General features: G+C 68.7%; 10 protein-coding genes. 4 read left to right on the top strand and 6 right to left on the bottom strand.

Translation table 11 applies throughout. The features are described from left to right. Positions 1-156: 156 nt before the first annotated feature. Positions 157-1,464, bottom strand: coding sequence for an acetyl-CoA C-acetyltransferase (locus tag ACJH6H_RS10385; protein WP_406774793.1), 1,308 nt, complete (start codon positions 1,462-1,464; stop codon positions 157-159). 147 nt (positions 1,465-1,611) lie between these two features. Here ACJH6H_RS10385 and ACJH6H_RS10380 point away from each other — a divergent pair, with 147 nt between their 5' ends. Together ACJH6H_RS10380 and ACJH6H_RS10375 are read left to right on the top strand one after the other, a co-directional pair. After that, on the top strand, positions 1,612-2,961 hold the full coding sequence (locus ACJH6H_RS10380) for a 3-oxoacyl-ACP reductase (protein WP_346416504.1): 1,350 nt from the start codon (positions 1,612-1,614) through the stop codon (positions 2,959-2,961). A 34-nt stretch (positions 2,962-2,995) separates the two neighbouring features. After that, the gene (locus ACJH6H_RS10375; protein ID WP_406774792.1) at positions 2,996-3,838 is read left to right on the top strand and encodes a MaoC/PaaZ C-terminal domain-containing protein; all 843 of its coding nucleotides are present in this window, start codon (positions 2,996-2,998) and stop codon (positions 3,836-3,838) included. A 61-nt stretch (positions 3,839-3,899) separates the two neighbouring features. Here the strand turns inward: ACJH6H_RS10375 and ACJH6H_RS10370 are convergent, their stop codons facing one another. The 4 genes from ACJH6H_RS10370 to ACJH6H_RS10355 form a co-directional block, all read right to left on the bottom strand. Next, positions 3,900-4,670 carry a hypothetical protein gene (locus ACJH6H_RS10370; RefSeq protein WP_406774791.1) on the bottom strand — a complete coding sequence of 257 codons (771 nt, stop codon included), beginning with the start codon at positions 4,668-4,670 and terminating at the stop codon, positions 3,900-3,902. A 22-nt stretch (positions 4,671-4,692) separates the two neighbouring features. Then, positions 4,693-5,265: a CHAP domain-containing protein gene (locus tag ACJH6H_RS10365; RefSeq protein WP_406774814.1), complete on the bottom strand. Its 573-nt coding sequence runs from the start codon at positions 5,263-5,265 to the stop codon at positions 4,693-4,695. Between the two features lie 264 nt (positions 5,266-5,529). Continuing rightward, positions 5,530-6,129, bottom strand: a complete 600-nt coding sequence (locus ACJH6H_RS10360; protein WP_020103459.1) for a TetR/AcrR family transcriptional regulator — start codon at positions 6,127-6,129, stop codon at positions 5,530-5,532. A 25-nt stretch (positions 6,130-6,154) separates the two neighbouring features. Then, positions 6,155-7,342: a glycoside hydrolase family 3 N-terminal domain-containing protein gene (locus ACJH6H_RS10355; RefSeq protein WP_406774790.1), complete on the bottom strand. Its 1,188-nt coding sequence runs from the start codon at positions 7,340-7,342 to the stop codon at positions 6,155-6,157. 118 nt (positions 7,343-7,460) lie between these two features. Between ACJH6H_RS10355 and ACJH6H_RS10350 the strand changes: the two genes are divergently transcribed. Together ACJH6H_RS10350 and ACJH6H_RS10345 are read left to right on the top strand one after the other, a co-directional pair. After that, complete coding sequence (locus ACJH6H_RS10350; protein ID WP_020103457.1) at positions 7,461-7,634, top strand: DUF2613 domain-containing protein; 174 nt, start codon at positions 7,461-7,463, stop codon at positions 7,632-7,634. A 52-nt stretch (positions 7,635-7,686) separates the two neighbouring features. Next, positions 7,687-11,826, top strand: coding sequence for an alpha-(1->3)-arabinofuranosyltransferase (locus ACJH6H_RS10345; RefSeq protein ID WP_406774813.1), 4,140 nt, complete (start codon positions 7,687-7,689; stop codon positions 11,824-11,826). 200 nt (positions 11,827-12,026) lie between these two features. Here ACJH6H_RS10345 and ACJH6H_RS10340 read toward each other — a convergent pair whose 3' ends face one another. Next, the gene (locus ACJH6H_RS10340) at positions 12,027-12,368 is read right to left on the bottom strand and encodes a type II toxin-antitoxin system HicB family antitoxin (RefSeq protein ID WP_020103455.1); all 342 of its coding nucleotides are present in this window, start codon (positions 12,366-12,368) and stop codon (positions 12,027-12,029) included. Between the last annotated feature and the right edge of the window lie 52 nt (positions 12,369-12,420).

Here is a 12,420-nt window from a genome sequence, read left to right as displayed (position 1 = left end):
CGAACACGAGAGTGCCCCGTGCCTCCGTCAGGTCGGGGGTCAGACGGAAACACGAGGCACTTGGGGTATCGCTGACGGTTCGCGGGGCGTTACACCCGAGCGATTTGTGCACGAAAATCCGCGGCCGGCGCGGAAAATCGTGCACAAATCCCTGGTCTACGCCTCAAGAATCGCGGTGACGCCCTGGCCACCTGCGGCGCAGATGGAAATCAGGCCGCGGTAGGTCCCGGTCCCTCCGTTCGCGGCCTTCTTCTCGGCGAGCTGCTTGGCCAGCTGGGCCACGATGCGGCCGCCGGTCGCGGCGAACGGATGCCCGGCCGCCAGCGACGAGCCGTTGACGTTGAGCTTCGACCGGTCGATCGAGCCCACGGGCGCGTCCAGGCCGAGGCGGCCCTTGCAGTACTCGGGCGACTCCCAGGCCGCCAGCGTCGCCAGCACGACCGAGGCGAAGGCCTCGTGGATCTCGTAGAAGTCGAAGTCCTGCAGCGTCAGGCCGTTGCGGGCCAGCAGGCGCGGCACGGCGTAGGTCGGGGCCATGAGCAGGCCGTCGGGTCCGTTGACGTAGTCGACGGCGGCGGTCTCGGAGTCGACGAAGTAGGCCAGCACCGGGATGTCGTGCTCGGCGGCCCACTCGTCGGTCGACAGCAGCGCCACCGACGCGCCGTCGGTCAGCGGGGTCGAGTTGCCGGCGGTCATGGTGGCGTCGCCCAGCTTCACGCCGAAGACCGGCTTGAGCTTGGCGAGCTTCTCGGTCGACGAGTCGGCCCGCAGGTTGTTGTCGCGGTACAGGCCCAGGAACGGGCTGACCAGGTCGTCGAAGAAGCCGCGGTCGTAGGCGGCGGCCATGTTCTGGTGGCTGGCGGCGGCCAGGGCGTCCTGGTCGGTGCGCTTGACGCCCATCTCCTTGGCGGTCTGGGCGGCGTGCTCGCCCATCGACAGGCCGGTGCGGGCCTCGCTGTTGACCGGGATGTCCACGCCGAGGGCGGCGGGCAGCTTGCCGACGAGCTTCAGCCGGTCGACGTTCGACTTGGCACGGCGCAGGCTCAGCAGCACGCGGCGCAGGTCGTTGCCGAGGGCGATGGGCGCGTCCGACGCGGTGTCGACGCCACCGGCCGCGGCCACCTGGTACCGGCCGGCAGCAATGCCGTCAGCGGCCGCGATGGCCGACTGCAGACCGGTGCCGCAGGCCTGCTGCAGGTCGAAGGCCGGCGTGTAGGGCGACAGCGAGGTGCCGAGCACACATTCGCGCATGAGATTGAAATCACGGCTGTGCTTGAGGACGGCGCCGCCGATCACCATGTCGAGCTTCTCGCCCTTGAGGTTGAAGCGGTCGATCAGACCGTCCAGGGCCGCGGTGAACATGTCCTGGTTGGAGGCGTTTGCGTACGCGCCGTCGGATCGCGCGAAGGGAATGCGGTTACCACCCAGGACGGCCACGCGGCGGCGGCTGTTGGTCTCGGCCACGGTTTTTCTCCAGTTCGGTTTGACGTTGGATGACTGAGGCAAGATGTTGCTTGACGCCTATATTACCCACCGTTCTTACTCTGGAGTAAGTTCGTCTCTGACAAGACGGTTCCGTCTATACGACATACGTCCGCAGAAAGGTCCGCAATGGCTGACGTCCTCTCCCAAGTCCTCACCTCCGGTCCCGGTTCGTTCCTGGCCAAGCAGCTCGGCGTACCCCAGCCCCAGCCGCTGCGCCGCTACAAGGCCGGCGAGCCCCCGCTGGCCGGCCCCCTCCTGATCGGTGGCGAAGGCCGCGTGGCCGAGCCGCTGCGCGCGGCCCTCGCCGACGACTACGAGCTCGTGGGCAACAACGTCGGCGGCCGCTGGGCCGACTCGTTCGGTGGCCTGCTGTTCGACGCCACCGGCATCACCAAGCCCGAGCAGCTCAAGCAGCTCCACCAGTTCTTCACCCCCGTGCTGCGCAACCTCGCCGCCAACAGCCGCGTCGTCGTCGTCGGCACCACGCCCGACGAGACCGACAGCATCGATGAGCGCATCGCCCAGCGTGCCCTCGAAGGCTTCACCCGCTCGCTCGGCAAGGAGCTGCAGCGCGGCGCCACCATCGGGCTCGTCTACCTGTCGGCCAAGGCCGCGCCCGCCGCCTCGGGCATCGAGTCGACCATCCGCTTCCTGCTGTCGGGCAAGTCGGCGTACGTCGACGGCCAGGTGTTCTACGTCGGCGCCGCCGACTCCGTCGCCCCGGCCGATTGGGACAAGCCGCTGGCCGGGAAGGTCGCACTCGTGACCGGTGCCGCCCGCGGCATCGGCGCCGAGATCGCCCGCGTGTTCGCGCGCGACGGCGCGTCCGTCGTCGCCATCGACGTCCCGCAGGCCGCTGACGCACTGGCCGAGACCGCCGCCGCGGTCGGTGGCACCGCGCTGGCCCTGGACGTGACGGCCGACGACGCCGTCGCCCAGATCGTCGCGCATCTCACCGAGCACCACGGTGGCAAGGCCGACGTCCTCGTCAACAACGCCGGCATCACCCGCGACAAGCTGCTCGCCAACATGGACGACGCCCGCTGGGACTCGGTCATCGCCGTGAACCTGCTTGCGCCGCAACGTCTTGCGCGGGGGCTGGTGGAGAACGGCACCATCGGCGAGGGCGGACGCATCGTGGGCCTGTCGTCGATGGCCGGTATCGCCGGTAACCGCGGCCAGACCAACTACGCCGCCACCAAGGCCGGCATGATCGGCATGACCGACGCGTTCGCCCCGGTGTTCGGCGAGAAGGGCGTCACCATCAACGCCGTCGCGCCGGGCTTCATCGAGACCAAGATGACCGACGCCATCCCGCTGGCCACCCGCGAGGTGGGCCGCCGCCTCAACTCGCTGTTCCAGGGCGGCCTGCCGGTCGACGTCGCCGAGCTGATCGCCTACTTCGCCAGCCCCGCCTCGAATGCCGTGACCGGCAACACGATTCGGGTCTGCGGCCAGGCCCTGTTGGGCGCGTGATGAGCGCTTGCGCGAAGAACAGGAGGCAGTAGTCATGGCGCAACCGAACGGATTGTTGAACATGGCGCGGGCGGTGGCGGGTGCGCTGCCGTTCGTGTCGCGGGGTTCCACCTTGCCGGCCCGCACCGTGACGGTGTCGGGCCTGACCATCGACCCGAAGAATGTCGCCGAGTACGCCGCGGTGACCGGGCTGCGGTTCGGCGACACCGTGCCGCTGACGTACCCGTTCGCACTGACCTTCCCGACCATGATGTCGCTGGTCACCGGGTTCGATTTCCCGTTCGCCGCAATGGGTTCGGTGCACATCGAGAACCACATCACCCAGCACCGGCCCATCAAGGTGACCGACGAACTGGACATCGCGGTGCGCGCGGAGAACCTGCGCGAGCACCGCAAGGGCCTGCTGGTCGACATCATCACGGACGTCAAGGTCGGCAATGACCTGGTGTGGAACCAGATCACCACGTTCCTGCACCAGCAGCGGACCAGCCTGTCGGGTGAGCCGAAGCCGGAGCCGGTGAAGCAGCCGAAGCTGCCGCCGCCCAACGCGGTCATCAGCATCACGCCGGGTCAGATTCGGCACTACGCCGATGTCGGTGGCGACCACAACCCGATCCACACCAGCTCGATCGGCGCCAAGCTGTTCGGCTTCCCGACCGCCATCGCGCACGGGATGTTCAGCGCCGCAGCGGTTCTGGCCAACATCGAGGGCCAGTTGCCGGATGCGGTCAAGTATTCGGTCAAGTTCGGCAAGCCGGTGCTGCTGCCCGCCAAGGTGGGGCTGTACGTCGAACCCATCGAGGGCGGCTGGGAGCTGGCGCTGCGCAACCTGTCGAAGGGCTACCCGCACCTGACGGCGACGGTCGCTGGTTTGTAGGGGTCACCACCCCCTCGCGAGCAGACGCAAAACTGTCGTTTTCCTGCCGAAATCGACAGTTTTACGTCTGCTCGGCGGTGACCCGACCGTCCCTGAGTCGTTCTATCGCAACATCATTGGATAATTCGCCGCGGTCCTGGCGGTACCGCCAGTAGTGGCGGATCAGCCAGAAGAGGACCACACCGTCGGGCGCCCATGCCGACGCGTTGTTGATCACCGCTGGCGGCCGATCACCATGCAGCTCTAAAACCACAGGGCGGTAGTAGGTCTTGCCTTTCGGAGCGAGCCCGGTGATGTCGCTGATCTCATCCCACGCCAGCGTGAAAGGGGCGTAGCAATCGGTGTAATCGACACCATCGGCGGACAGTCTCAATCCTGGCGCTGGACGCCCACGGGTGCGGGCCATGAAACCCAAGCCGATCAAACTGATGACCAGCAGGACAGTGACCTTGCCGCGATCCCTTGCGTCGCTGGGTAGGTCGTCACGTACCTGCGAATTGAACATCAGAAACAGGCCGCCCCCCACAACGAGCGCGACCAACACCGCGACAAGGTATTTCGCCGCGGAAGCCGATCGCAACGTCGTGCCGGCCGCATCGAAACTCGCCCGCAACTTGACCCGGCCCACCAGCACCCACGCCGTGCCCACCACGGCGATCAACGAAACCACCACCACCGCAAGGCAAATGGTCGCCGCCAGCCAATGCATGTGCTGCACAGCGCGAACGGTTTTGACCGCGAAGAACAGCCCCAGTGATCCCACCATCACCAGCGCGAACCCGAACAGCAGAGTTCTGTCTTTCCAGCCGTCAGGCTTCGGCAGATCAGTCACCTAACATCCTTCCGGCACAGCATCATTCGTAACGACCAAATCCGCGGATGCCGGGGTCGTCGGCGATCTTGTAGGTCGACAGGCCCACATTTGCCCCCTCACCCCCGCCGACCGTGGTGAGGGTTCCGTTGTCGTTGATCAGCACTATGTTGACGTGCTGGCCCTTTGGACTCGGCTTGTCATAGAGCACCATGTCGCCGGGCAGTGGCGAGTAATCCGTTGACTCCCAACGTCCCTCGGTGTGCAGATAGTCGGTGAGCGTCATGACACCCGGGATGCGCCAGTGCCCGGAGTTGGGGTTGGTGAAGGGTTTTCCGGATTCCCGCATCACCCAACTGGTGAAGTCCGCGCACCAGGGCTCGTCGTTGCCCTCGGAGTACTTCGACATGCCCGCTTGCGCCGCGTACTCCTGAGCCAGGACATGCACGAGGGCCGCCCGCCCGGGGCTGAGTTGCGAGGTGTCGACTGCCGGGAAGCCCGGCCGGGCAACGTGTTCGCGGTGGCCGCGATACCCGGCCAAGGCTGCGACACCCGCAATCACCAAGGCGGCGACCACCAGCGAGAGGCGCCATGCGCGTTTGTGCACGTCTTCCAGATTAAGTGACCGAAGTGGTGCTAGCCGTCGGCAATATGCAGTCACGCTTGCGGAACATCCAGCAACACACGCAAAGCAGCATGCCCGCGCGCTGCGCGCTCCTTAACCGCAATCCATGACTTGCGATCGGGATCCTGCAAGGCATCCCACAACGCGCGGATCCGGCGCTGCCTCGCGACCAGACGCAAAACTGTCGTTTTCCTGCCGAAATCGACAGTTTTGCGTCTGCTCGCGAGGGGGAGGTGACCGCGCCCGCCGCGGAAGTCAGGACTCGGCGCGCTTACCCTTCAGGCCGCGCCAGAACAGGTTGATCATCAGCTCGGTGGCGTCGTTGACGTCGGTGTCGCCGGCGCTGACGCGGGACGCGATGGCCTCACCCGCACCCACCAGGGCCACGGCCATCATCTCGAAGTCGCTGTCGGGCTCCGGGTTTCGGGTACCGGCGCTGAGCAGCCGCGCCACCAGGTCGATGATCTTCTCGCGGCCCTCGCGCACGGTGTGGGCGAACGCCTGCGAGCTGGTGGCCTGCGTGTAGAGCACGATCCACGACGCCCGGTTGCGGTCGATGTACGTCATGAACGACAGCACCGCATTGCGCAGCAGGTCGCGCGGGCTCTGGGCGAAGTTGATGTCGGCCCGGACGGTGTCGACGAACCGCGTGAGCTCCCGGTCCAGGCAGGCGGCGAACAGCTCTTCCTTCGAGCCGTAGTAGAGATACAGCATCGGTTTCGAGATCTCGGCCTGCGCGGCGATCGCGTCCATCGAGGTCTCGTGATAGCCGTTCACCGAGAACATCTGCACGGCAGCGTCGAGCATCTGCTGTTCGCGGACGGCCCGCGGCAGCCGCTTGGTTCCACCTGCCATCAGATCAGGGTATGCAACGAGCGGCTCACTTCACGCATTTCGCGCCCGGCCCCTTCATGGCCGCCACCCGCAGCACCGACTTGTCGATCTGCCCCTGGTCCAGCTGCCCCGCCTTCGCGGCCGCCTCCAGCTTGTCCAGCACGTCCGGGATGCCGTCGGTGGTGATCCACAGCGCGACGTCCGCGCCGGCCTGCAGTGCCTTGAGCGCAGCGTCGGCCACGCCGAAATGCTGGGTGATGGCGGCCATGCCGGTCAGATCGTCGGTGAACACGACACCGTCGAACGGCGGGCCGCCGTACTCACCGCTGCGCAGCAGGTCGTAGGCCGGCTTGCTCAGGCTCGCCGGGTCGTCCCCGAGCGTCAGGCCCGGCACCTGCAGGTGACCGACCATGACGGCGACGGGCTGCTGCGTCGTCAGCGTCCGGTACGGCACCAGGTCGTTGTCCTTCAACGCGTCCAGCGGAGGCGTCTTCACACCACCGGTGTGCGAGTCGCCCGAGCCGTGGCCGTGCCCCGGGAAGTGCTTGAGCACCGGAACCAGCCCCGCCTCGCGCAGGCCCGCGGCGTAGGCACCGGCGTACTCGGTCACCTTCTGCGGGTCCGAGCCGAAGGAACGGTCGCCGATCACCTCGTCGTCGGGCTCCTCGGTGACGTCGGCGTCGGGCGCGAAGTCGACGGTGATGCCGAACTTGTCCTTCATCTGCTGCCCGCGGTCCTTGGCGATGGCCTGCACCTCGGCCGGGGTCTTGGTCGCCGCGAGCACGCGTGCCGACTCCTGCGGGCCGATCAGCTTCTTGAGCCGGGACACCCGGCCGCCCTCCTCGTCGATGCTGACCGCCAGCGGCAGCGCGCCCGACGCGGCCTGCAGCGCGGGGATCGAACCGTCCGACAGCATCGACAGGTCCGTCCAGCTACCGATGAAGATGCCGCCGACCTGCTGCTGCGTCACCGCGGCGCGGGCATCGGCGGCGTCCTTGACGCCCACCATCAGCAGCTGCGCCAGCTTCTGCCGCAGCGTGAGGGTGCTGAGCAGCGCGTGTGGATCGCACGGCGGGGCGGTCGGTGCGGGCGCGTCCATCGGCTTGCTCGACGACGCGGTGCTCGAGGCCGTGCTGGTCGTGCTGGATGCGGCCGGCTTGTCGGAGGACGACGAGCAACCGGCGACCAATCCGGACACCAGTGCGAGCGCGCCGAGGGTTCGGGTGAGGGACATGGGGTCCGAGCCTAGCCGTGCGACGAGTCACGCAACCGGGGCACATTGGTCCCGCGATGACCTGCACGCAGGCCGGCGAACACGGAAGCAGGCAGGTCGCCATGCTAGTTTGGGCGCCATGGACCGCTTCCTCGTGCCCGCCGGAGCCAGCATCGTGGTCGGTCTGTTGCTCGGCGCCGCAGCGGTCTTCGGCACCACGCTGATGCTGGAGCAGGACACCAAGCCGACGCTGCAATCGGGCGATCCAGCGTCATCGGTGCTCAACCGGGTCGAATACGGCAACCGCAGCTGATCCCGCGGCGCCGCTCTCCCGGCGCTGCTTATGGGTCGTCAGCGCGGCCGCACTGGTCCTGACGTTCGCCCAGTCACCGGGCCGGGTCTCGCCCGACACCAAACTCGATCTCACCGCCAACCCCGCACGCTTCCTGGCGCGGGCGGCGAACCTGTGGAGCAGCGACCTCCCCTTCGGCCAGTCACAGAACCAGGCCTACGGCTACCTGTTCCCGCACGGCACGTTCTTCCTCGCCGGTGACGTCATCGGCCTGCCCGGCTGGGTGACGCAGCGGCTGTGGTGGGCGTTGCTGCTCGTCGTCGGCTTCTGGGGCGTCATCAGGGTCGCCGAGGCGCTCGGCATCGGGAGCCGGTCGTCGCGCGTCCTCGCCGCCGTGGCGTTCGCCCTGTCCCCGCGGGCGCTGACGACGCTGGGCGCCATCTCCTCCGAGACCCTGCCGATGATGCTGGCGCCGTGGGTGCTGCTGCCGGTGATCCTGGCGCTGCGTGGTGATCCGCGCATTCGGCAGCTGGCCGCCCGCTCGGCCGTCGCCGTCGCGCTGATGGGCGCGGTGAACGCCGTCGCGACGCTGACGGGCTGCCTGGCCGCGATCATCTGGTGGGCCGCGCACCGGCCCAACCGGCGCTGGTGGCGCTTCACGGCCTGGTGGTTCGGCTGCACGCTGCTCGCGATCCTGTGGTGGGCCGTGGCGCTGCTGCTGCTCGGCCGGATCAGTCCGCCGTTCCTGGACTTCATCGAATCGTCGGGCGTCACGACGCAGTGGCTGTCACTGACCGAGGTGCTGCGCGGCACCTACGGCTGGACGGCGTTCGTCGCGACCAACGCGACGGCCGGTTCGTCGCTGGTGACCGGTTCGGTCGCGGTCCTGGCCACCACGCTGGTGGCCGCCGGCGGCATGGCGGGCCTGGCGATGCGGGGCATGCCGGCCCGCGGGCGGCTCATCTCGATGCTGCTGTTCGGGCTGCTGCTGCTCGCGGTCGCGTACGCGGGCGGGCTGGGCTCGCCCATCGCGCACCAGGTGCGGGCCTTCCTCGATGCCGGCGGCACCCCGCTGCGCAACGTGCACAAACTCGAACCCGTGCTGCGACTGCCGCTGGCGCTGGGCCTGGCCCACGTGCTGGGCCGGATTCCCCTGCCGAGCACCGCGCCGCGGCGGGAGTGGATCAACGCGTTCGCGCACCTCGAGCGGGACAAGCGGATGGCCGTGGCCGTCGTGCTGCTGACGGCACTGGTCGCCGGGACGTCGTTGGCGTGGACGGGCCGGCTCGCCGCGCCGGGTGCCTACCGCGCCATCCCGCAGTACTGGCACCAGACCGCGGACTGGCTCGACGCGCACAACGCCGAGACCCCGGGCCGCGTGCTTGTCGCGCCGGGCGCGCCGTTCGCCAACCAGGTCTGGGGGAACACGCACGACGAGCCGCTGCAGGTCCTCGAGCGCGGCGCGTGGGGTGTGCGGGATTCGATTCCGCTGACGCCGCCCGAGACCATCCGGGCGCTGGACTCCGTGCAACGCCTGTTCGCCACCGGGCGGCCGTCCGCCGGATTGGCCGATACCCTGGCCCGCCAAGGCATTTCGTTCGTCGTGGTGCGCAACGACCTGGACCCCGACAACTCGCGGTCGGCGCGACCGCTGCTGGTGCACCGGGCCTTGGAAGGTTCCAGGGGGATCACGAAAGTCGCCCAGTTCGGCGATCCCGTCGGCCCGGGCACGCTGGACGGGTTCGTCTCCGACAGTGGTCTGCGGCCGCGCTACCCCGCCGTCGAGATCTACCGCGTGACGGGCACCGTGCCCACCCAGCCGTACCTCGCCGACACCGACACCATGCCGCGCGTCGACGGCGGACCCGAATCGCTGCTGCGCATCGACGAGCGCCGCCGCCTGATGGGGCGAAACCCGTTGGGCCCCATGATCTTGACGTCCGATGCGCAACGCGCCGGACTGCCGGTGCCAGAGGTGACCGTCACCGATACCCCGCTGGCCCGCGAGACCGACTACGGACGCGTCGACGACCACTCGTCGGCAGTCCGGGCCCCCGACGACCCGCGGCGCACCTACAACCGCGTCATGGACTACCCCAGCCCCGGCGCCACCACCGCCTACGGCCAGTGGCCGGGTGGACGGATCACCACGTCGAGTTCGTCGTCCGATTCCACCGCGCTGCCCAACGTGGCGACGGCGGCCGGCCCGGCCGCCGCGATCGACGGCGACACCTCGACCAGCTGGGTGTCGAGCTCGCTGCAAACCGCTGTGGGGCAATGGCTTCAGGTCGACTTCGACCATCCGGTGACCAACGCGACCATCACCCTGACGCCGAGTGCCACCGCCGTCGGCGCCCAGGTGCGCCGTATCGAAGTCGCGACAGCCAACGGCACCAGCACAATTCGCTTCGATCAGCCGGGCAAGCCATTGACCGCGGCGCTGCCCTACGGCGAGACCTCCTGGGTCCGGTTCACCGCGACCGGCACCGACGACGGCTCGCCCGGCGTGCAGTTCGGCATCACCGACTTCTCTGTGACGCAGTACGACGCGTCCGGCTTCGCCCACGCCGTGAGCTTGCGGCACACCGTCGACGTGCCCGGCCCGCCGGCGGGATCGGCTGTCGCGCAATGGGATTTGGGCAATGATCAGCTGGGCCGGCCCGGCTGCGCCGAGGGCCCGAACGGGGTCCGGTGCGCCGCCACCATGGCGCAGTCGCCCGAAGAACCCGTCAACATGAGCCGCACCCTCACCGTGCCGACGCCGACGGCCGTCGTCCCGACGATCTGGGTGCAGGCCCGGCAGGGACCGCACCTGGCCGACCTGGTGAGCCAGCCCGGCACCACCCGGGCGTCCGGCGACTCGGACGTCATCGACGTCGCGGGATCGGCCTACGCCGCCACCGACGGCGATCCGCGGACCGCCTGGGTCGCGCCGCAGGGCATCGTCCAGTTCCGCAACGGTGCCAACCTGACCCTGCACCTGCCGGCGCCGACGACCGTCAGCGCCCTGCGACTCACGCCCAGCGCCTCCGAGCTGCCGGCGCATCCAACTGTCGTCGCCGTCGACCTCGGCAACGGACCGCAGGTGCGACGCATCGGCGACGGCCCGCAGACCATCAAGCTCAACCCTGCGAAGACCGACACCATCAAGCTGTCGATCCTCGACTGGCACGACCTGATCGACCGCACGTCACTGGGATTCGATCAGGTGAAGCCGCCCGGCCTTGCCGAAGTCACCGCCCTCGACGACCGCGGCGTGCCCATCGCCCCCGCCGACGCCGACGCCAACCGGCGCCGCGCCATCACGCTGCCGTGCGGCCGCGGGCCGATCATCGCGATCGCCGGCCAGTTCCTGCAGACCTCGGTACACACCACGGTCGGCGCGCTGCTGGACAGCAAGCCCATCGCGGCCCAACCGTGCCAATCCGCGCCGCTGCAACTGCCCGCCGGAAAGCAGGAGCTGCTGATCAGCCCCGGCCCGTTCTTCACCGTCGTCGGTGCTCGCCTGACGGGCCCGCTCGCCGCCCATATCCACAGTGCCCCAACGACTCCCGCGCAGCTGAAGACATGGACCTCCGATCACCGCGAGGTGGACGTGACGCCGTCTCCGGCGCAGCGGGTGCTCGTCGTGCCCGAGAGCGTCAACCCCGGCTGGACCGCCCACACCGCCAACGGCGCCGTCCTCACGCCGGTGACCATCAACGGCTGGCAGCAGGGCTGGGTGCTGCCGGCCGGCACCGCGGGCATCGTCACGCTGACATTCGGGCTGAACACCCCGTACCGCATCGGGCTGTTCGGCGGGCTCGCGCTGCTGCCGCTCCTGACGCTCCTGGCGCTGCTGCCGATGCGGCGCCGCGTCGACGACGAGCCGACGCAGACCTGGCAGCCGGGGCCCGCGCTCGTCGGCGTGGCCCTCGCCGGATTCGGTTTCCTGGTGGCCGGATTCGCGGGTCTGGCGACTATCGGGGCGGCCATGGGTATCCGGTACCTGTTGAGGTCGCGGGAGCGGTGGCTGGACGGTTGGACCGTCATCGTCTCGGCGAGCGGCCTCATCGGTGCCGGCGCGGTGCTCAGCGCGTACCCGTGGCGCTCGGTGGACGGCTACGTCGGGCATTCGCCGTGGGTGCAGTTCCTGGCGCTCATCTCGGTGGCCGCGCTGGCCGCGTCGTTGTGGGAGGCACCGGCCAGATGGACGCGCCAGCTCGACGAGTGATTCACGAGTCACACCTGCATCACACGCACCGATCTGTCGGTCGCCACACGCATCTGGAACTCGGTATCGCCGGCAGTATCAGGCGCGGCCTGACCAGGACAGATTGGCAGGTGGTATCGCGGGCGATACCGAGTTCCGGAATCGGTTGGGCCAACTGACAACTCGACACGCCGGCACACCGAACCCCCGGCCGCACACTGCTAGAAATCGTCGAATGACGGTGGCCGGGCAGCCAGCTTCTGGACCACCCATTGATTCAGTGAGACGCCCTGCTCAGCCGCTTCGACACTGAGCTTGGCGTGCATGGCCGTCGGCATCCGCAACAGGAACTTGCCGCTGTACTTGCGGTCCGTGATGGATTCAGGCGGCGACATTTCACTCGCCAGCAGATCGCGGACCTCGTCGGCCACCGTCTGTTCCATTGCGGCAATCGCGGTCGCGGCGGTCATGCCCGTCGCCCAGAGCCGCGGGAACTCCAGGCATCCGGCCAGATAGCGGCCACGCTCCGGCGACCACTCCGCCCGGTAGGTGTATTGCGTCATGGCGCGAGCATGGCGCACCCGACCGACACGGCCCGATCCGTGGGACCGTGGC

Origin of the sequence: Mycobacterium sp. SMC-21 (assembly GCF_045310825.1) — a bacterium.
Lineage (GTDB): Bacteria > Actinomycetota > Actinomycetes > Mycobacteriales > Mycobacteriaceae > Mycobacterium.
The sequence above is the reverse complement of the archived record's forward strand: the minus strand, read 5'-3'. Positions and strand labels throughout refer to the sequence as shown.